This window comes from Paenibacillus cymbidii (genome assembly GCF_004764705.1).
GTDB classification, from domain to species: Bacteria; Bacillota; Bacilli; order Paenibacillales; family NBRC-103111; genus Paenibacillus_AN; species Paenibacillus_AN cymbidii.
In genome coordinates this window covers 1-20928 of record NZ_SHLX01000048.1, presented here as the reverse complement: position 1 = coordinate 20928, position 20928 = coordinate 1, and the positions used below count along the sequence as shown (strand labels likewise).

Annotated in this window: 13 protein-coding genes, 1 pseudogene and 3 CRISPR repeat arrays; of the genes and pseudogenes, 11 read left to right on the top strand and 3 right to left on the bottom strand. The window is 54.1% G+C overall.

The window, feature by feature from the left end; all coding sequences use genetic code 11:
• Positions 1–55: 55 nt before the first annotated feature.
• From cas3 to EXY20_RS36200, 9 genes and pseudogenes are all read left to right on the top strand, one after another.
• Entirely contained in the window at positions 56–2497 is a 2442-nt protein-coding gene (gene cas3 / locus EXY20_RS36240) for a CRISPR-associated helicase Cas3' (RefSeq protein ID WP_135557315.1), read from the top strand.
• Positions 2498–2753: 256 nt separating this feature from the next.
• The gene (gene cas5c, locus EXY20_RS36235) at positions 2754–3473 is read left to right on the top strand and encodes a type I-C CRISPR-associated protein Cas5c (protein WP_135557314.1); all 720 of its coding nucleotides are present in this window, start codon (positions 2754–2756) and stop codon (positions 3471–3473) included.
• On the top strand, positions 3470–5380 hold the full coding sequence (cas8c, locus tag EXY20_RS36230) for a type I-C CRISPR-associated protein Cas8c/Csd1 (RefSeq protein ID WP_135557313.1): 1911 nt from the start codon (positions 3470–3472) through the stop codon (positions 5378–5380). The genes cas5c and cas8c overlap by 4 nt, the downstream gene beginning before the upstream one ends.
• Positions 5381–5392: 12 nt before the next feature.
• Positions 5393–6256, top strand: a complete 864-nt coding sequence (cas7c, locus tag EXY20_RS36225) for a type I-C CRISPR-associated protein Cas7/Csd2 (protein ID WP_135557312.1) — start codon at positions 5393–5395, stop codon at positions 6254–6256.
• Entirely contained in the window at positions 6246–6905 is a 660-nt protein-coding gene (gene cas4, locus EXY20_RS36220; RefSeq protein WP_135557311.1) for a CRISPR-associated protein Cas4, read from the top strand. Before cas7c ends, cas4 begins: the two co-directional genes overlap by 11 nt.
• Complete coding sequence (cas1c, locus tag EXY20_RS36215; protein ID WP_135557310.1) at positions 6902–7933, top strand: type I-C CRISPR-associated endonuclease Cas1c; 1032 nt, start codon at positions 6902–6904, stop codon at positions 7931–7933. Before cas4 ends, cas1c begins: the two co-directional genes overlap by 4 nt.
• Before the next feature lie 9 nt (positions 7934–7942).
• A complete protein-coding gene (gene cas2 / locus EXY20_RS36210) occupies positions 7943–8233 on the top strand; it encodes a CRISPR-associated endonuclease Cas2 (RefSeq protein ID WP_135557337.1) in 291 nt (96 codons plus the stop codon).
• 205 nt (positions 8234–8438) lie between these two features.
• A CRISPR array of direct repeats spans positions 8439–9626; the repeat unit is 33 nt; unit sequence GTCGCATCCCGCAAGGGGTGCGTGGATTGAAAT.
• A gap of 100 nt (positions 9627–9726) precedes the next feature.
• Positions 9727–10438: direct repeats of the CRISPR family, unit length 33 nt; unit sequence GTCGCATCCCGCAAGGGGTGCGTGGATTGAAAT.
• A 136-nt stretch (positions 10439–10574) separates the two neighbouring features.
• Positions 10575–11876 (top strand): annotated as a pseudogene (locus tag EXY20_RS36205) (IS1380 family transposase).
• Between the two features lie 187 nt (positions 11877–12063).
• A CRISPR array of direct repeats spans positions 12064–13035; the repeat unit is 33 nt; unit sequence GTCGCATCCCGCAAGGGGTGCGTGGATTGAAAT.
• A gap of 405 nt (positions 13036–13440) precedes the next feature.
• On the top strand, positions 13441–14163 hold the full coding sequence (locus EXY20_RS36200; protein WP_207671397.1) for a Fic family protein: 723 nt from the start codon (positions 13441–13443) through the stop codon (positions 14161–14163).
• A gap of 1402 nt (positions 14164–15565) precedes the next feature.
• Here EXY20_RS36200 and EXY20_RS36195 read toward each other — a convergent pair.
• Both EXY20_RS36195 and EXY20_RS36190 read right to left on the bottom strand, forming a co-directional pair.
• The gene (locus EXY20_RS36195; protein ID WP_135557309.1) at positions 15566–16780 is read right to left on the bottom strand and encodes an MFS transporter; all 1215 of its coding nucleotides are present in this window, start codon (positions 16778–16780) and stop codon (positions 15566–15568) included.
• Between the two features lie 170 nt (positions 16781–16950).
• On the bottom strand, positions 16951–17553 hold the full coding sequence (locus tag EXY20_RS36190; protein ID WP_135557308.1) for a TetR/AcrR family transcriptional regulator: 603 nt from the start codon (positions 17551–17553) through the stop codon (positions 16951–16953).
• A gap of 253 nt (positions 17554–17806) precedes the next feature.
• On the opposite strand from EXY20_RS36190, the gene EXY20_RS36185 reads away from it, so the two are divergent.
• Together EXY20_RS36185 and EXY20_RS36180 are read left to right on the top strand one after the other, a co-directional pair.
• Positions 17807–19030 (top strand): mandelate racemase/muconate lactonizing enzyme family protein, encoded by a 1224-nt coding sequence (locus EXY20_RS36185; RefSeq protein WP_135557307.1) that lies wholly within the window; start codon positions 17807–17809, stop codon positions 19028–19030.
• 124 nt (positions 19031–19154) lie between these two features.
• Positions 19155–20168, top strand: a complete 1014-nt coding sequence (locus EXY20_RS36180) for a D-2-hydroxyacid dehydrogenase (RefSeq protein ID WP_135557306.1) — start codon at positions 19155–19157, stop codon at positions 20166–20168.
• A 491-nt stretch (positions 20169–20659) separates the two neighbouring features.
• Here the strand turns inward: EXY20_RS36180 and EXY20_RS39615 are convergent.
• Positions 20660–20928: hypothetical protein (locus EXY20_RS39615; RefSeq protein ID WP_207671396.1), on the bottom strand; the 269-nt coding region annotated here is incomplete at its 5' end.

Below are 20928 nucleotides of genomic sequence, written 5' to 3'. Positions count from 1 at the left end.
TCGGGGTGTTTTTGTATCCTGCAGGTATACGATTTCGTTCCGAAAGGAGAGCACGATGAGCTACATCGCCCACATACGGGAAAGCGACGGCAAACACCAGAGTGTCGAGGAACATCTGCTTGGCGTACAAGCGCTTGCAGAGCGCTACGGGGAAAAGCTCGGCGTGAAGCATATCGCCGGGTTGGCCGGGTTGTTGCACGATATGGGCAAATTCACCCACGGTTTCCGCGATTATATTATGGCGGCTGTGGCCAACCCGGATGCTCCGCCGCGAAGAGGCAGCGTCGACCATTCTACCGCTGGCGGGAAGCTGCTATATGACTGGTTCCATACGGATAAAGCCACCTCCTCTCCCACTCTCTTTCTAGTGGCGGAAGTGGTCGGCAATGCCATCATTTCGCACCATTCGTATTTGCACGATTACTTGAATGCGGCGCAGGAATCCCCTTTCCTGAATCGAGTTCGGAGACCGGAAGATGAACCGCCGGAATTCAATCGATCCAGGTCCGAACTGTTGGAACGAGTCATCAGTGAAGCCGAACTCAGACGTTACGTGGCGTGCGCGGCTGATGAAATGAAGGCTTACATGGGGCAAACGGATGCGGCGAGATTGCCTGCCAAGCTGCTGTTTTTGAACAAATTCATCTTCAGCGCTTTGATTGATGCCGACCGTACCAATACGCGACTTTTCGAAGAGAACCGGGAAGAACCTGCGGATTCATACTCGGACAAACGGGCCTTGTTTGCACGCTTTTACGAACGGCTGATGGTCCGGATCAACGCATTTCCGAACGCTCCCCACGCCGTCTCCATCAATGCCTTGCGCAAGGAAATGTCAACGCAATGCGAACGGTTTGCCGCCAGGCCGTCGGGGATTTATATGCTGTCGATCCCGACCGGCGGCGGCAAAACGTTGGCCAGTTTGCGCTACGCGCTCAGCCACGCGATACAGCACAACAAGTCGCGCATCATTTATGTGGTGCCGTTCACGACTATAATTGAACAAAACGCTGCGGAAGTGCGTCGCATCCTGATGGACGACGAGCATATTCTTGAGCATCATTCGAATGTGGTGGACGATGCCGACGACGAAGATGAGTTCGAAGACGGCCTCGTGAACAAGCGCCAAAAGTTGAAGCTGGCCAAGGACAACTGGGAGGCGCCCATTATTTTTACCACGATGGTGCAGTTTCTGAACGTGTTCTACGCCAAGGGGACGCGCAATATTCGGAGGCTTCATAATTTGTGCGATGCCGTAATCGTTTTCGACGAGGTGCAGAAGGTGCCTGTCTCCTGTGTCTCGCTGTTCAATCAGGCGGTCAATTTTCTCAAAGATGACGGGAATTCCAGCATCGTGATGTGTACAGCTACCCAGCCGGCGCTCGATCATGTCGAGCAGAAGCTGCGCGTCACTCCCGATGGCGAAATGATTGCCGACCTGGACAGGGTAGTCGAAGCATTCAAACGTGTCGACATCATTGACAGAGCAACAGGCGAAACGTTCGATAGCGAAAAGCTGACCGCCTTCGTTAAGGAGCGGCTGTGCGAGGTGCGCAGCGTGCTTGTCGTGCTGAATACGAAAGCGGTGGTAAAACGCCTGTACGAGCGGTTGTCCGACCAGGACATTCCTCTTTACCATTTGAGTACCTCAATGTGCGCCGCGCATCGGAACACGATTCTGGAGAAGGTGCGCGGGCATCTCGACCGCCGCGAGCCTGTCGTTTGCGTCAGCACGCAGCTGATTGAAGCAGGGGTGGACGTCAGCTTCGAATGCGTCATTCGTTCGCTGGCGGGATTGGATTCGATTGCGCAAGCGGCGGGCAGATGCAACCGGCATGGCGAGGATGCCATCCGCCGGGTGTACGTGATCGATCATGAAGAGGAGAACTTGAAGCATCTGCATGAGATACGCGTCGGCAAAACGGAAGCGCGCAATATTCTCGCTTTGATGAAACGGGATAATAGGCTTTTTGGCGGCAGCCCCTTATCCGTTCAGGCGATGAAACGATATTTCCAGTCGTTCTATACGGAGATGAAGTCCAAGCTGGACTATCCGCTTCCCGAATTGAGCACGGATATGACGATGACCAAACTGTTGTTGGCCGAGCGGAAGCAGAATATCTTTTACGTTGCCTACATCGAAACAAAAAAACAAGACCTCCCGCTGTTCCTCGTCAACAGCTATCGTACCGCAGCGGAGTATTTCGAGGCGATTAGCGATAAGACGACGGCGGTTCTCGTTCCTTACGGCGAAGGCAAGGATTTGATAGCCAGACTCACCGGCGACGAAACGATCGAAGAGTTGTCGCGGCTGTTGCGGCGGGCGCAGCAATTTTCGGTGAACCTGTTTTACCATGAGCGGGCGCTGCTGGAGCGAAACGGCGGTCTCGTCAGCTTGCTTGACGGGAAGATATGGGCGTTGAAGGAATCGGCTTACAACGAAAAATACGGGCTTGATCTCGCCAACGACAGTCAGTTTGATCTCAGCATGTATTGAGGATGAAAAGAAACCTGTTCAATTACTGAACAGGATCCATTTCATTTACTATATTTTTCAATCCACTCTGAATCTGCTTACGCCGAAACAGAGACTACTCATTATATCATGCAAAAAAAAAATTAACATTCATATAGTAATATAAATGGATTATTAACTTTCATATATTAAATTATATGAATCGTTGATTAATATTTTTTAGTGTTCTATAATTACATATAGAAATAAATGCCATTCCGGAAAGGAGGTGATTCTTATGAGGAATGCCATCGAATTTTCTCTGTACGGACCGTATGCGCTCTTTACCGATCCGCTGACGAAATTGGGCGGCGAGAAGCTGACTTATCAAGTGCCAACGTACCAGGCGCTGAAAGGTATAGCTGAAAGTATTTACTGGAAGCCGACGATCATTATCTACATTGATAAGGTGCGCGTAATGAAGCCAATCCGAATGGAATCGAAAGGCGTACGACCATTGGAATATGGCGGTGGCAATACGCTGGCCAACTACACTTATCTGCGAGACGTGCATTACCAGGTGAGGGCGCACTTCGAGTTCAACCCCCATCGTCCCGACCTGGAGCATGACCGCAACGAGCACAAGCATCATAACATCATGAAACGATCGCTGCAGGCAGGCGGCAGAAGAGATATTTTCCTTGGCACACGAGAGTGCCAGGCATACGTGGAGCCGTGCGAATTTGGCGAAGGCGAGGGCTTTTACGATAAATATGGCGAAATCCACTTGGGCAGCATGGTCCATGGCATCAACTATCCTGATGAAACTGGGCGGAATCAGCTGGAAGTCCGTCTGTGGCAAGCGGTGATGAAAGACGGCGTCATTTCATTCATCCGTCCCGAAGAATGTCCGTCGGTGCGGACGATTGGCGAAATGGAGCCGAAACGGTTCGACGCGAACAACATCGAATCGGCGGACGAACTGTTCGCGCGACTGGAGGAGGGGAGGTTTTCATGAGCTGGTTGCTCAACTTGTTTGAAACGTACAAAGCCCATGAGGGGCATGTGGGTACAATCGAACGAAAACAGAACGAGCAAGAATTTACGCTGTTGCCCGTCTCGCATACGACGCAAAATGCGCACATCGAGGTCGAGATTACCGAGGATGGCGAATTTCTGACGGCATCTGTAATCGAAGGCGATGCGAGCACGCTTATCCCATGCACCGAAGATTCTGCGAGCCGTGCAGGCGCTAAGGTCGCTCCCTATCCGCTGCACGACAAGCTCAGTTATGTGGCCGGGGACTATGTGGCTTATGGCGGCGAAATCAAAAAAGAAGTGCCTTTCGACGCATACATCAAACAACTGGCCGGTTGGGCGAATTCGCCGCATGCGACGGCCAAGGTAAAGAGCATTTACCACTATTTGCGCAAGGGCAGGCTGATTCAGGATCTGGTGGCTTGGAAAATCCTCTACCTGGATGAAAACAACCATTTGCTGGACAAATGGGACAAAAAAGCAGAGACGTTTCATGGGACGACGATCCGACCTTCCATTTTCTCCGTTGTCGCCGGGGATCAGGAAAGCGCTTTCGTCAGATTCAATGTCAGCCAGGAAACGGTTACGCCAAAAGTATGGAAGGACCCGGAGATGTACGAGTCGTTCGTAAGGTATTACAGCGGGCAACTGGGCGATGAGGATTGGTGCTATGTTACGGGCGACAAGATGCCGGCAACCGACAAGCACGCGAACAAAATCCGCAACGCCGCCGACAAGGCCAAGCTCATCTCCGCCAACGATACGAGCGGCTTTACATTTCGCGGGAGGTTCAGGGATAGCCGCGATGCGGCGAGCATCAGTTACGAGGTGTCACAGAAAGCGCACAATGCGCTCAAATGGCTGATCAACAGGCAAGGCAAAATCATCGACCAGCGCGTGTTTCTCGTATGGGGGAACAAGCAACCCGATATTCCCGGGGTAATGGACGATTTTTTCACCCTTGCGTTGGAGTCGTCGCAAGAGTCGGCTAATACGAGCCAGGTGTTTACCAAACATGAATTTGCGGCCGAAGTGAACAAAGCATTGGGCGGTTACCGCAATCAGCTGGCAGATCCGAAGTACGTCGATCGCGAGTATAACGTCAATATCATGGTGCTCGATTCCGCGACCACAGGGCGTATGGCTGTGCTGTATTACCGCAATCTGGACAAGCATTTGTACTTGGACAAGCTGGTTGAATGGCATACCACTTGCATGTGGCTGCACCGCTATCGCAAGAACGACAACGGCGAATTCATAGCGTTTTACGGGGCGCCTGCGACGAAAGATATTGCTTTCGCCGCGTACGGTCCGCGGGCGAGCGACAAAGTGGTGAAAGGCTTGATGGAGCGCATGCTGCCCTGCATCGTGGACGGCAAGCCGATTCCGCTCGATATCGTCAACAGCGCCTTTCGCCGCGCGTCCAGCCCCGAATCGATGGAACGCTGGGACTGGGAGAAGACGCTCAGCATTGCCTGTGCATTAATAAACAAAAGGGAGGAACTTGAAGTGGCGTTGGATGAATCGAACGATCATCGCGATTATTTGTTCGGCCGGTTGCTGGCGGTAGCGGATGTATTGGAGCGGCGCTCGTTGGGTTTTGAAGAGAAACGGGCAAGTAACGCCATTCGTTACATGAATGCGTTCTCGAGACATCCGGAACGAACTTGGCTTACCATTCAAGCCGCATTGGTACCGCATCAGGCCAGGCTCGGGACATATGCAAACAAATTGAACCAGCTCATTGATGAGATTGGATCACAAATTCCGGCCGACCAGTTTAACAACCGACCGTTGTCCGGTTTGTATTTACTTGGTTTCTACAGCCAGCGGCACGAACTGATCCCGAAAAAAGAATCCAACGATGCCGAAGAAGCATCGAACTAAGGAGCGATCGATATGTCTACATTGGATCATAAAATTGATTTTGCGGTAGTGTTTTCCGTTACCAAGGCAAACCCCAACGGCGATCCGCTTAACGGCAACCGGCCCCGGCAAAATTACGACGGATCGGGCGAAGTGTCGGATGTGGCGATCAAGCGCAAAATCCGCAACCGTTTGCAGGATATGGGGGAAGCGATTTTCGTGCAGTCCAGCGATCGCAAGACGGATTCGTTCAACAGCATGCGGGAGCGGGCCGAGTCCGTGGACGAATTGGATAAAATTTTGAAGTCAAAGACGGGGTCGGGCGAAGAATTTGCGAACGTGGCTTGTCGGAAGTGGTTTGACGTACGCGGCTTCGGTCAGGTGTTTGCTTTCAAATCGGATACCAAAGGCGGAGGCGTTTCGGTAGGCGTACGGGGCCCGGTGTCGATTCACGCTGCGACGAGCCTCGATCCGGTTGACATTACAAGCACGCAAATTACGAAAAGCGTCAACTCCGAGCCGGGTGCGTCCCGCGGTTCGGACACGATGGGCATGAAGCACCGTGTCGATTCGGGCGTGTATCTGTTCTACGGCAGCATCAATACACAATTGGCGGAGAAAACCGGCTTTACCAACGAGGACGCAGAGAAGCTGAAGCAAGCGTTGGTGACCTTGTTCGAGAATGACGCTTCTTCTGCCAGACCGGAAGGAAGCATGGAGGTGCATCGCGTATACTGGTGGGCGCACACGTCCAAGCTGGGGCAATATTCTACGGCCAAGGTGCATCGTTCGCTGCAGGTAGAGAAGCGGGCGGAGGAACCGAAAACCTTTTCCGATTACGAATTCGTTCCGCTGCCCTTGGAAGGATTGAAGGTCGAGATTTTGGATGGCCGGTAAGGACGAAGACGATTATTTGATGCTGTCGGGGATCCAGCATTTTCAATTTTGCAAACGGCAGTGGGCATTGATTCATATGGAGCAGCAGTGGGAAGAGAATGTGCGTACGATAGAGGGCGAACATCTTCATAAGCGCGCCGATCAGCCGTTTACCAGGGAGAAGCGGGGAGACAAGCTGATCGTTCGCGCTATGCCGGTCCAGTCGGCATCGCTGCGGTTGTCCGGGGTGTGCGACGTGGTAGAGTTCGTCCGCGACGATCGCGGCGTCTCCATCCATGGCGCCGAAGGCACCTACCTCGCATACCCGGTGGAATACAAACGCGGCCGGCCGAAACGAGGCGACGAGGATGTGGCGCAATTGACCGCGCAAGCAATTTGTTTGGAAGAGATGCTGCTGTGCGAGGTTGATACCGGATACTTGTTTTATAACGAAATCAAGCATCGGGTCGAAGTGCCGCTGACGGCGGAGTTGAAGCGGGAAGCACGGCGTATTGCGGCGGAAATGCAAGATTATTACGGCCGTTTGCACACCCCCAAGGTAAAGACGGGCGCTCATTGTCGCAGTTGTTCGCTGCAGCATGTGTGTATGCCGGAGTTAATGAGCAAGCGAAGTGTAAGAAGCTATGTGGAAGGGGGCATCCGGGAATGAGGAAGCTGCTCAATACCGTATACGTGACCCAGCCGGATGTGTACCTTTCGCTCGACGGCGACAATCTGGTGCTGCTGAAGGAGCAGGAGAAGCTGGGGCGACTGCCCATGCACAATTTGGAATCGATAGTAGCGTTCGGGTATACGGGGGCGAGTCCGGCGCTGATGGGGTATTGTGCGGAGCGGGATATTTCCATCGTGTTTTTTACGATGACCGGGCGTTACTTGGCGCGGGTGATCGGCGAGAGTCGCGGCAACGTGACGCTGCGCAAAAAGCAATACCGCGTATCGGATGATGAAGCGGCATCGGCGCGGATTGCGCGGAATTTCCTCATTGGCAAGTTGTACAATCACAAGTGGATGATCGAACGAATGACAAGAGATTATCCGCTTCGTGTGGACGTTGCCCGTTTCAAAGCAGTGTCGCAACAACTGTCTGCTCTGATGGCGGACATTCGTGAGTGCGAGGATTTGGAGAGGCTGCGCGGGTTGGAAGGGCAAGCGGCACTGGGGTACAACCAGTTGGTGGATGCGATGATTTTGCAGCAGAAGGAGCACTTTTATTTTCGTGCCCGTTCGCGTCGTCCGCCGCGGGATAACGTCAATGCGATGCTTTCATTCGCTTACTCGCTGTTGGCTAACGATGTCGCTGCCGCGTTGGAAGGAGTTGGGCTGGATGCGTATGTTGGATTCCTGCATCGCGACCGGCCGGGGCGGGTTTCGCTTGCACTTGATGTGATGGAGGAACTGCGCGGCGTATATGCGGATCGGTTTGTGTTGTCGCTGATCAACAAGAAGGTGGTGAGCGGGGACGATTTTGTTCAGAAAGAGAATGGGGCGGTCCTTTTGCGGGATGAGGCGCGGAAGAAGTTTTTGACTGCGTGGCAGGAGAAGAAGCAGGAGAAGATTACGCATCCTTATCTTGGCGAGAGCCTCTCTTGGGGGCTTGTGCCGCATGCGCAAGCGTTGCTGCTGGCGCGCCATCTGCGCGATGATCTTGATGAGTACCCTCCATTTCTGTGGAAGTAGGTGATTCCTCTGCTCGTGTTGATTACGTATGATGTAAGCACGGTCAGCAGCGCGGGCCAAAAGCGGTTGCGGCAAGTTGCCAAAGTGTGCCAGAATTATGGGCAGCGGGTGCAACATTCTGTTTTTGAATGCGTCGTGGACGCGGCGCAGTTGGCTGCTTTAAAGTTGAAGCTGATTGACTTGATCGATGAAGAGAAGGACAGCTTGCGGTTCTATCAACTGGGCAATAACTACAAGAACAAAGTGGAGCATGTGGGTGTGAAGACTTCGCTGGATATGGAAGGGACGCTCATTTGGTAAGGGATCGGTCGGCGGGAAGACGGTGCGAATCTGTGGTGCGAATGAGAAGCGAACATGATTTTCCGGGGGGATTCGCACCAGGGAATTTACACAAATATCCGGTATATGGATTTTGAATGGATATTGAACATTATGAAGTGATTGTGTTCTTGTGGATTCTACCACTTACGTGGATATATTAGGATGTTTATGGGTAGAATTCGCCGTCGCATCCCGCAAGGGGTGCGTGGATTGAAATTCGAACGTCCGCAGCGAATCACTGAACCACTCACAGTCGCATCCCGCAAGGGGTGCGTGGATTGAAATGTCATCGTCAACATCGATAATGTAAATCCGACGACCGTCGCATCCCGCAAGGGGTGCGTGGATTGAAATATGCGAAAATCACGCGTGTATACGGCGCTATTTGTCGCATCCCGCAAGGGGTGCGTGGATTGAAATGCACCAGACACGGCCAACCCGGCCGACGCGTATCTGGTCGCATCCCGCAAGGGGTGCGTGGATTGAAATAGCAGAACGAGGACATCACGTATTCGCTCGCTATGGTCGCATCCCGCAAGGGGTGCGTGGATTGAAATGTTACGATAGTAGTACATTTCCGACTCATTGTCGTCGCATCCCGCAAGGGGTGCGTGGATTGAAATAGAACAACCGTAACCGCTACATCGAAGGTAAGCATGTCGCATCCCGCAAGGGGTGCGTGGATTGAAATCGTCTCCAGGTCATCCAGCTCGCGAAGAACGCGATGTCGCATCCCGCAAGGGGTGCGTGGATTGAAATACGGCACGATTCAAGGAAAAATCGTTTAAGCGCTAGTCGCATCCCGCAAGGGGTGCGTGGATTGAAATGTCAACAGCGACAAGATTATCGCACTCGCGGGGAGGGTCGCATCCCGCAAGGGGTGCGTGGATTGAAATAAACTGGTGAGTATTATCGATATGATTTTGATCTGTCGCATCCCGCAAGGGGTGCGTGGATTGAAATATCACGCCGGTTCCCGGAGTGCAATGGTATGCCCGGCGTCGCATCCCGCAAGGGGTGCGTGGATTGAAATTTCCTCCAGCTCCTCAGACAGCCATTGCGACAGTTGTCGCATCCCGCAAGGGGTGCGTGGATTGAAATACCCAGAAAACCTCCCCATCAGAACCTCAAATTTGTCGCATCCCGCAAGGGGTGCGTGGATTGAAATTCTTTCCAAAACGCTATATGTGGCTCGTACGGTACGTCGCATCCCGCAAGGGGTGCGTGGATTGAAATTGCATCTGTCCGCCAACCTTGCTCCAAGTTTTCTTGTCGCATCCCGCAAGGGGTGCGTGGATTGAAATTTGTATTGCTTGACAAGATCCTCCACCTCGCATCAGTCGCATCCCGCAAGGGGTGCGTGGATTGAAATTATGAGCGCGATCAACTCTTCCGCGGTCAATTGCGTCGCATCCCGCAAGGGTGCGTGGATTGAAATCGTCAACCAAGCCATTTCCTGCTGACCCCGATGCTGTCGCATCCCGCAAGGGGTGCGTGGATTGAAATCTCGAATTAATTGTAAATCTGATGTAGAATGTTATCGTCGCATCCCGCAAGGGGTGCGTGGATTGAAATCCCAACAAAGCAATGGATACGGAAATCGTAACAACGTCGCATCCCTCAAGGGGTGCGTGGATTGAAATCCCGATAAAACCAAATTCGGCCGCGTCGGTATCAGTCGCATCCCGCAAGGGGTGCGTGGATTGAAATATTTTCGCTACTCCCTTTCGCCGTTTGATTTGCGTCGCATCCCGCAAGGGGTGCGTGGATTGAAATAGCTTAAATTGCAGGATACCGTAAACCGGCAAGTGTCGCATCCCGCAAGGGGTGCGTGGATTGAAATACAAGAGATTTCGATTTTGATGTCGAGCGCATTACAGGTCGCATCCCGCAAGGGGTGCGTGGATTGAAATTAGCGATATCGTCGAAGTATCCGTCTCCCCAGATTTGTCGCATCCCGCAAGGGGTGCGTGGATTGAAATACATCCTGTCCCGGTATACGCAACCCGGGAGCATTGTCGCATCCCGCAAGGGGTGCGTGGATTGAAATTCCACTACTTCCCATGCTGCGGATATGGAAGTTGGTCGCATCCCGCAAGGGGTGCGTGGATTGAAATTCGACAAACGTTGCCACGCTTGAAACGTGCGATGGTCGCATCCCGCAAGGGGTGCGTGGATTGAAATAATTTACTGATGGGACAAAATATCAACCTGAATTTCGAAAGTACCGCTCTCTGAGAAAATAAAAAAAGGGCTCTAATCTTTGGTAGAATGGTGTTTGTCCAGAACAACATCACCCAAAGAGAGGAGCACCTATTAGGTGAAGTCTACCACAGCCATTGGCAAAATCAAGTCTGAATTTTCCCTGCAAAACGCAACCAGTTATGGTGGCGTCAAAATCTTTCTGGTCTTTCTAGAAAAAATCAAGTTGGCCGACGCCATGCGCAGCTTCTCATGAGGCAAAGCGCGCAACTCACTCTTTCCCGTTCACCGTATCCTGCTCTATCTCATCGTCGGTTGGATGCTCGGCTGTGAACGAATTTTCCATTTTCGTCGGTTGCAAGGCGATGCGCTGCTGAGGCGCTTTCTCGGCGGCCGCTGTCCGCACCACAGCCTGCTGTACAAGGAATTGATCAGGCTCGGTCGTTCTTGCCCCAATCTGGTGAACGAACTGCGAATGCTGAATCAGGAGATTATCCGGCCCTGCTTACCGTCTGAGCTGATTCTCGATCTGGATTCCACGGTGGAGACGGTGTACGGCGACCAGTCCGGCGCGGCCAAGGGCACCAATCCGCACAAGCCCGGGCGTAAAAGCTATCATCCGCTGCTCGCTTTTGAAGGGCAGTCCCGGTTTCACTTGAACACGGTGCTTCGACCGGGTAATACGCATTCTTCCACCGATGCCGCCGACTTTTTGAAACAAACGTTTCACCTGATCGGAGAACGCAAAGTGAAGTACGCCCGATTCGACAAAGGTTTCGGCGGCGAAGATTTCTACAGCTTGTGGGAGCAGAAAAACATCGGCTATGTCGGCAAGCTGAAATGGACCCAGCGACTGGCCAAGGAGGTGCAGGCTTGCCGCTTTTGGAACCGCTTCGTCGACGAAGACTGGATCATCGAAGGCATTTCCTTGATTTATAAAGCAACCTCTTGGAACAAAGCGCGCCGGGTGGCCATCATCCGCAAGGCGCAAGTGTTCGACGATGGTCAAGGCCGGATCGTGTTTGATACCGACTGGCAATATGAGGCGATCGTGACCAATCTGGCATGGGAGCCGATCGATTTATGGCGTTTCTACAACCAGCGCTGCTGCATCGAGAACTATATTAAAGAAGCCAAGAACGGCTTCTCTATCGACCGTATTGCAACAGGCGATTTTCAAGCCAATGAACTGGACTTGCTGATCAAGCTCCTTGCCTACAATCTGTTCGAGCGCTTCAAACGTGACTGCTGTGAACCGGTGCATCAGGGTTACACGATTGCAAGGTTCCGCCTAGAATTCTTTCATTGTGCTGCGACGCTCATCCGGCATAGCCGCTCTGTCGTATTGAAGCTTATAAAAGACTTCGCCAGCCGTTATGCCTGGAAACGGATCGAGGCTCGAGTGGTACAGTTAGAATGATGGAAGCAATAATTTTACATGGAAATAGTGGAGGCCTCTTCTGTGGGGAGGGGGAAAGACCATCCGCTACTAGCTCCCGTTCTCACTTGTCCTGGGGAACTCCTACATTTTTACATCTCAAATCACCGTTGCTTTAGCATTTTGCATTGACCTTATGCACTTTCGAAATTCAGGATCAATTCAAGGCGTCGCATCCCGCAAGGGGTGCGTGGATTGAAATCCTACTCCCTTTCGGATGCGATATGTATTACCACGTCGCATCCCGCAAGGGGTGCGTGGATTGAAATAATTTCGCGAAATGGTAACGGCGAATCTGCTCTTGTCGCATCCCGCAAGGGGTGCGTGGATTGAAATCTCCATCATGTGCTCGGCGATCATCTCATCGAGGAAGTCGCATCCCGCAAGGGGTGCGTGGATTGAAATGGCTTTGTCGGCCGTCGTCAGGGTAACGCCTTCGTCGCATCCCGCAAGGGGTGCGTGGATTGAAATGAGGGGGAGCGGTACAAGGTTTTTCGAACCTTTGTCGCATCCCGCAAGGGGTGCGTGGATTGAAATGGACCTTGCTCGCCCTGTATGCCCTGCTCGCCTTGGTCGCATCCCGCAAGGGGTGCGTGGATTGAAATAATTTGGATCAAATGGGCGAGAAGGACGGCTTTCGTCGCATCCCGCAAGGGGTGCGTGGATTGAAATCAAACGTAACCACTCCCGATGAAAAGCTGCCGCGTCGCATCCCGCAAGGGGTGCGTGGATTGAAATGTGGTAAAGGGGAGTGGGTCGCACTCACCTGCATGTCGCATCCCGCAAGGGGTGCGTGGATTGAAATCCCTATGTTCCCGATTGAATTTATCGTAGCCGTCGTCGCATCCCGCAAGGGGTGCGTGGATTGAAATCACATCAAACCCTTTGTTTGAATTATCTCGGGGGTCGCATCCCGCAAGGGGTGCGTGGATTGAAATAGCACCAACAAGATCGTCAGCGATCGTCGTCGTGAGTCGCATCCCGCAAGGGGTGCGTGGATTGAAATTCCAGTTGCGTAACATACCGCTCGAGGATAGCACGTCGCATCCCGTAAGGGATGCGTGAATTGAAATGTATTCACAATATACCATGAATTGGGCATTTACATGTCGCATCCCGCAAGGGCTGCGTGGATTGAAATGATACGGCGAAGCTGGTTAAAGTAATAAGTTCCAGTCGCATCCCTAGCGGATGCGTGGATTGAAATGAGCATTGAGTTTGACGGTGAACCTACGCCAACGTCGCATCCCTCGCGGATGCTTGGATTGAAATAGCCAGCAGCAGAGCGCAAACTGGTTGGATACGGTCGTCGCCTCCCTCACGGATGCGTGGAGCAGGAGCGCGACTTCGAAAACAAGTATTCATTGTGTGAGTGCCACCCGCGACGTAATGGGAGGTTGCACGCAAGAAGTGAATCCACTGGTCTCCCTTCCTATCAATATGGGGAGCGGCGGGCGGCTGCATATCATGTCCTTTAAAATGCTATAATGGTAACAGCAAGCAGAAGCAAGGGGAACGAATCTTTTTATGAGCGAGGAGAAAGGGAATGACGCGACCCACTTTATGGCAACTTTTGCAGGAAGAAATGAAGATGGGGTTGAGAGGGGGACTGTACCATCAGACCCAAATTAAGCTTGCCTACAACTCGAATCGGATTGAAGGCAGCAGGTTGTCTGAGGAGCAGACCCGCTATATTTTTGAAACCAATACGCTTCATACGGATCCCGGAGAACCGGCAAATGTTGACGATATTATAGAGGCCGTCAATCACTTTGCTTGCTTTGACTATATGCTGAAACACGCGCGGAGCAACCTTTCGGAAGAAATCATAAAGGAATATCACCGCATTTTGAAAAGAAATACTACCGATGAGAGGAAAGAGTGGTTCCGGGTTGGGGATTACAAAGCCAGGCCTAATATGGTAGGTGATATGGAAACGACCGCCCCCGCCAAAGTAGCAGAAGCCATGGCCAAACTGCTGGCCGCGTATGGTCGCAAGGCAACTGTGTCACTGGAGGATATCGTCGAATTTCATTATGAATTCGAAAGTATCCATCCTTTTCAGGATGGCAATGGGCGGGTGGGCAGGATCATTATGTTCAAGGAATGTTTGAATCACGATATTATGCCCTTCATCATCGACCATGAGCACAAGTTGTTTTACTATCGCGGCCTGAAGGAATACCGTTCTGAAAAAGGGTTTTTAACGGACACTTGCCTGTCTGCCCAAGATCGGTATGCGGCGTTGGTAGGTTATTTCTTTCCGTAATTTGAGTTACCCGGACAATGATTGGGACGGAAAGCATCATTTTGTTGAAAAAGATGATATGACCGCTGGTCGGACGCTTGTGAAAAAGGTTGTGCAAGATTGATGATATGTTCCTAATTTAGTTTATATTGGATCATGAATGCACGGTTTTTCGACAAATGTGGATTGATGGTGCGAATGTGGAGCGAACATGATTTTCCTGAAGGACTCGCATTGTATAATTTTCATATTTTACTAGAAAGTGGACGTCAATTGGAGCTTATTTGTGTTGATATTCTTTTGCAAGTGTGGATTTTACCACGAAAATGGGTTTTGTAGTATGTTTTTGGGTGAAATTCGCTGTCGCATCCTTCACGGATGTGTGGATTGAAATGCCCCAATTCCGCCTGCGCAGCTGCACCGGATCGCGCCACATCTTTCACGGATGAGTGGATTGAAATCATTTGTTCATATATAAGAATTCATAAGTTTCGGGGTGGGGGTAGGATGTTGCAGGCGTGCTGGCGCTAGGAAGCGTAACCCAGCTTCACGCTGCAGCCAGCCGCTGCGTGGAAGGCCGCTCTTCCGATCGCTAGTTGTTTTCGGATGCCGGGAATCCATGGGGCCAAGGTAACCATCCGAAAACAAAGGGCCCCTGAGTGGCCCGATTATTGCTGGCAACCAAAATAGCCCATTAAAAATGGCCTATTTGCCTCCTATTGCCCGGCTCGACGGAAATAGCCAGTGAAAACACTGGTTATTTGCCCCAGATCGCCTTCATATCGACACTTCAAGCGAAATAGCCAGTGATTTCGCTGGTTATTTTGAAGAGGCTGCCCGTTTTTGGCGAAATAGGCAAGAAAAAATGGCCTATTTGGCAAGGTGCTAGTTGGCGGATGGGGGAATGGTGCGCATGAAGCAAAGTGTCTGCTCGATGATAGACGATCCTCCATCACAAGGCCTGCCTTCCCTTGTATCGGCCCGGCTCCACTGGAGGCTTGGCAGTTGCCGGCCAAGCCAGATTGCCCACGCGGCATTGCGCTTGCCCCGATGGCCGCGGGGCAAAAAAGCAGCCCTTTCAGACGCCAAACCCAAAGGACCGTCAGGGTGATCTTCCCTAACGGTTATTCTCAACAGAGTTGTACGCTCAGGTGCTGTTTGTCGCATCCTCCGCGGAGGAGTGGACTGAAATCGCAATCGAGGGAATCTGGCTCGCCTAGAGTCGCCGAGGCAATCAGCCACTCCAGGCTCGAAAAGAGAGCCTGGCCGGTATTGGGCTATCCGCCACTGTTGTACTCTTTAATGATCGCGGCTTCTCTCGCGACAAACAACCATTTGTTTGTCCCTCACTAAGACAGAAACTGATCGTATCGTTGATCCAACGAGAGAAAAAATTCCCCCATCCGGTACTGTTAGCTATTTATCAGCCGCCGGAGCCCACCTCCACCTCCGCCCGAGCGGAAAAACGAAGCCGCAGGGCAATCGGCACCGACAGGAGGATGATCGCCGCGGCGATCAGGTAGGTGGGCACGAGCGAGATCGATTTCATCAGGAAGCCGGATGCGGCGGTACCGATTAGCATGGCGGCCATCATAACGGGCGTCGCGGTGCCGTTGACGCGGCCGATGTAAGCTTCTTCGACCATCGAGATGAGCGTCGCGCCAAGGACGACTTGCAGGAAGGCCATCGCCGCGCCGACCAGAAACCGCATGGAGGCGGTCAATCCGGTCCAGACCGACAGCGCTTCGACTGCGACCGACAGCGCCAGGAAAGCGAAGCCGGCCGCGACGACGAGACGCGGGTTCGCTTTGCGGCCGAGCGTCGCTGCTGCCGCCCCGCCGATCAGCATCCCGATGCCTGCCAGCGAGTAAAACCATTGCAGATCCTCTTTATCCAGGTGAAGCCGTTCCGTGATGAGGAAGACGTCAAGCGGTTGGATGAGGCCGGCTCCGAGTCCAATCAGGGCGAAGGAGAGCGTGATCAGCATCAGGTTTCGCTGGCCGCGCATGTAGGCCCACCCGGCTTTCATCTCTTTCCAGACGGAGCCTCCGGCGAGCCGGGAGGCTCTCTTGTAAGTCGGCAGTGCCAGTTGCATCAGCGCGGACAAGGTGAACAGGGCGATCAGCAGGGCGAGGGAACTCTTGACGCCGGCCCACGAATAAATGACGGTACCGAGCACCGGGCCGATGATGGTGAAGAGGGCCATCAGGCTTTGCGTGACGCCGGTCGCCGCCGGGATCAGATCTTCGGGCACATGGCGCTTGAACATGACGGCGGACGAGGGCTGGGAGAATTGGCTGACGATAGCCGACACGGCCGTCGCCGCAAAGACGACTTGCCACCAGCCGGCCACGACGAACGAAAGGATGACCGCGATGGAGACGGCGCTGAGCGCGTCGCCGGTGATCATCGTCCGTTTCGGATTCCAGCGGTCGGCGAGCGTACCCCCGACAATCGAAAAAACGAAGATCGGCGCATATTCGAACACGGTCAGCAGCGATACCGCCACGGGGTCGTTGCCCGTCTGCTCGACTATGTAGAACAGCAAGGCCATGTTCCGCACCCAGATGCCGATCTGCTGCAACAGATCAGCCGAAGCCACCAGTACAAACACTTTGTTTTTCCATAATTCCTTCATGGCTCCCTCGCCTCCTTATTAATAATCCGACTGGTCGGTCAGATAATCGGGCAAAAAAATAACCGCCCCGCATTCCGAAAATCCGACGAACTCCGCTCCGCGGGCTCCATGCCTGTCAAAGAGCGGTCGGCTCCCCAGTCGTCGCACCGGAGATCGCCGGAAACCCTATCTTAGCTGCCTGCGCCGGAAGTGCCAATGCCGCGAAGCAAAACATCGATCGACTTGCGATACAGGGGGGCAATCCGCTCGGCTCCGAGCTCGTAATAAGCGACGCCGAGGCCGCCCATCAGTCCGAGCACGATGTACATCAATTCGTCTACGTCCATGCGCGCGAACTCGCCGCTTTCCATTCCGTCCTCGAGCAGCTGCCGGAAGATCGGATAGTGGATGCGGGTAATTTCCAACAAACGGGCGAGTACGGCCGGATCGGCAGCTTCGCTGCCGCTGAACTCCTCTGCCGCTTTGATGAGCGGGTTCTGGAAGTCGGAGGCGAAGTGTTCGGCTAGCGCGTACAGTTTGTCGGTCGCCGTGAGCAGGGGAGCGGCAATCGCGGCCCACTTGTTCACCCACTCCAGCATCGTCAGCTCCAGGATGTACAGGAAGAGCTCGTCTTTGCTTTTAAAATGGTAATAGATGCTGCCTTTGCTGGCGCCGGCAGCCTCGCGGATCTCGTCCATGGTGGCGGCGGAATAGCCTTTCTGCTCGAAGAGCGCCTTCGCCCGCAGCGCGATCCGTTTCTTGGTATGCTCGCCTTGTCCGGCAGGTCTGGCCATCGATCTCACTCCTTTTCCGTTAATAAACCGACTGACCAGTCTATAAATAAAGTATAGCCGATCACCGCGGGAATGGCAACGTGCTTTCTTACGAAGGCTATCAGCTATCAGGTTGCCAGTATGTACCCGATCCAGGCCGCTCCCTGCAAGTTGTCTCCCCGTGCAAAAGTGCTAGAAACCGCGATTTTTTCCTCTAGGTTCGCGGAGGTTCCCATCCTATAATGGGGGTAAATCGCCCCATGGAGGAGAAAACGTGAAAATTACCGATGTCAAAACAGTGCTGATGACCGGACCGTGCACGAACGACCCGTTTCTGTCGGAAGCGCGCAAACGCCGCAGCGCGGCATTCATTGAAATCCATACCGATACGGAGCTGATCGGGCTCGGCGAAACGTATATCGGCTACTTTTTTCCCGAATCGGTGCCGACGATCGTCGACTTCTTCAAGCCGATTCTGATCGGGCAGACGGTGGAGCCGGACAATATCGACGTCCTCTGGCGCCGTATGTACCAATGCGGCAATTTCTGGTGTCGCGTCGGTCTCGGCTTGTCCGTGCTCGGCGGCATCGAAGCCGCCCTGTGGGATTTGGCCGGCAAGGCGGTCGGATTGCCGGTGTATCAGCTGCTCGGCGGGCTCAAGCACGACAAGCTGGCTTGCTACGCAACCGGCGGCCCGAGCAACTACCCGAAGGACCGGCTCGCCGCCAAAGCGGACCACTACTTGTCGCTCGGCTTCCGCGCGCTCAAGATCGGCGCCGGTTGCCTTGATGCAACCTTGGGCCGTTGGCACATGCCTGACGACCCGCAGGAAATCGCCGCCTTCGAAGCCGACAAGCTGGCGTTTCTCCGCGGGCACGTCGGCCGGGATGTCGGCATCATGATGGACGGCCATATGGGCAACAGCCCAACCAAAACGTGGGATCTGGAGACGGCGGCAACGGTGTTGAAGGCGCTGGAGCCGTACGATTTAATTTTCTTCGAGGAGCCGCTTCATTACACGGACATTGCCGGCTACGAGGCGTTGTGTCAGCGGACCAGCATACCGGTCGCGGCGGGCGAATGTTTGGCGGGAGTGTGCGAATGGCAGACGTTCCTGGACCGCAACTGCTTCGATATCGGCCAGCCGGACGCGGCGTTCATCGGCGGCATCGGCGAGTTCATGCGCGTCGCCGCCATGCTGGAGCAGAACGGGCGGCAGCTTGCGACGCATGCTTGGGGAGCCGGCGGCTGCCTGATGCAGAACATCCACTGCGGCTTCGCTTCCGGCAACACGCGCATTCTCGAAATTCCGCCGGACTATGCCGGGCTGCACAGCGATATTGTCACCGACTCGTTCATCCTGAAGGACGGTTTCGTGCATCCGTGCGACAAGCCGGGGTTCGGCGTTATTTTGACGGACGAGATCAAAAACAAATACCCGTTCGTTCCAGGCAGCGGGGAATTCAACAGCGTACCGGGGAAAATTCTGGTCGACTAGGGCGTGACTGAACACTCCGGGGAAAGCAGATTGGGCCGAATTTTCGTTCCATGCAAGGAAGTTTTGTGCAGGCTTACCGGGGGTAAGTCAGACACGCCATAAGGAAGCGGGGTGGAAATACACGATGAAGCTGAATATCGTTGTTAATATGGCGGTGGAGCCGCAGCAGCTTGAGCGGCTGCGCGCGCTGCCGGGAGCAAACGTGACGGTGATCCCGGAACGCCAGGACGCTTACGAACTGCCGGAGGAACTGGCGGCGGATACACATATCCTGTTCTGCACGTTTGCGCCTACCAATCTGTCCGCGATGCGTTCGCTGCAGTGGATCCAGATCGGCTCGGCGGGCTATTCGCAGCTGCTGCCGCTCGGCTTGCCGGCGCGCGGCGTTCGCGCCTGCAATGCGCTTGGCGTGTTCGACACCGCCATTGCCGAGTGGAACGTGGCGATGATGATCAATTTGGCGCGCGACATGCGCGGCATGATCCGCCACCAGGAAGCCGGCATCTGGGATCGTTCGGCCCGCTTCCAGCGGGAAATCCGCGGCTCCGTCGCCGGCATCTGGGGCTACGGCGGCATCGGGCGCGAAACGGCGCGGCTGCTCAAGCTGATGGGCATTTGCGTGCACGTGCTCGTGCGCGAGTCGGTCAAGCGGCGCGACGCGCAGTATGTCGTGCCGGGCGCCGGCGATCCGGACGGCACGCTGCCGGATCGGGTTTTCACTGCCGGCGAGGAGCCGGAGTTTCTCGGCGGGCTCGATTTTCTCATCATGGCGCTGCCGATTACGCCGCGCACGCAAGGCATCGTCGGCGAGCGCGAGCTGGCGGCGCTGAAGCCGCACGCGTACGTGCTCAACCCGGCGCGCGGTCCGCTGATCCGCGAGGAAGCGCTGCTTGCGGCGTTGCGGGAACAGCGCATCGCCGGAGCGGCGCTCGATACGCATTACCATTACCCGATGCCGGCCGATCATCCGCTGTGGCGGTTCCCGAACGTCATCATGACGCCGCATATTTCGGGCTCGTCGCTCAGCCCCTTTTTCCTCACGCGGGTGTGGGACGTGTTCGTCGGCAATGTGGAGCGCCACCTGCAGGGCCAGCCGCTGCTGAACGAGCTGTCGGCCGCACAGCTGCAAGGAGAATAAGCGCAGCGGAAATAGGCCATGTTTTATGGCCTATTTCGCCATTAATGGGCAGTCGCCACGAAATAGCCAGTGATTTCACTGGCTATTTGCTTCCATTTGCCCGGAATGGAGCCATTTGGCGAAAATAACCAGTGTTTTCGCTGGCTATTTCCGACGAGACCGGCGAAATGGGGCAAATAGGCCATTTTTTATGGCCTATTTTATCTCCGGCCGGCCGCTGCGGGGCGATGAAGCGCTCAGGAGACACGATTCTGCCAAGAGTACGTCCCACTCGGCCCCGACGTTAACATCAACTTCGGTAACCCGCCCCGGTCCGCTCGGCTCCGGTATTAACTTCGGTAACTTTGCCTCGTCCCACCGGCCCAAACATCAACATTGGCAATCCTTGCCTAGCCACGTCCCGCCCGGCTTCAATATCAACTTCGACAATCCTTCGACCGCCTCATCCTGCCCGGCCCCGCATCAACTTCGGTAATCCGGCTCACCTCTTCCTACCCGGCTCCGGCACTAACTTCAGCAACCTCGCCTGGATTCGGCATCAATTTCGGCATCCCCGTCCAGCTTTGCTCTGGTTCAGACATCAATCCCCATCCAACCAGATCCCACCTGACTCCGGCACCACCATCGGCTCCCCCTGTACCTTTGTCAAGAAAGTAGACACACAATTTAAGCGATCTGCTGTTGCTCGTAGTACCTTTTTTCGCATAAATGCGGGGTGAGGTAACCAATTGACGAATGGATGCGAGTGCGATTGTAATCA

Bases quoted from the DNA above. Each gene is read 5' to 3' on its own strand.
- cas3 (WP_135557315.1), top strand. From the start codon at position 56: ATGAGCTACATCGCCCACATACGGGAAAGCGACGGCAAACACCAGAGT.
- cas5c (WP_135557314.1), top strand. From the start codon at position 2,754: ATGAGGAATGCCATCGAATTTTCTCTGTACGGACCGTATGCGCTCTTT.
- cas8c (WP_135557313.1), top strand. From the start codon at position 3,470: ATGAGCTGGTTGCTCAACTTGTTTGAAACGTACAAAGCCCATGAGGGG.
- cas7c (WP_135557312.1), top strand. From the start codon at position 5,393: ATGTCTACATTGGATCATAAAATTGATTTTGCGGTAGTGTTTTCCGTT.
- cas4 (WP_135557311.1), top strand. From the start codon at position 6,246: ATGGCCGGTAAGGACGAAGACGATTATTTGATGCTGTCGGGGATCCAG.
- cas1c (WP_135557310.1), top strand. From the start codon at position 6,902: ATGAGGAAGCTGCTCAATACCGTATACGTGACCCAGCCGGATGTGTAC.
- EXY20_RS36200 (WP_207671397.1), top strand. From the start codon at position 13,441: ATGACGCGACCCACTTTATGGCAACTTTTGCAGGAAGAAATGAAGATG.
- EXY20_RS36195 (WP_135557309.1), bottom strand. From the start codon at position 16,780: ATGAAGGAATTATGGAAAAACAAAGTGTTTGTACTGGTGGCTTCGGCT.
- EXY20_RS36190 (WP_135557308.1), bottom strand. From the start codon at position 17,553: ATGGCCAGACCTGCCGGACAAGGCGAGCATACCAAGAAACGGATCGCG.
- EXY20_RS36180 (WP_135557306.1), top strand. From the start codon at position 19,155: ATGAAGCTGAATATCGTTGTTAATATGGCGGTGGAGCCGCAGCAGCTT.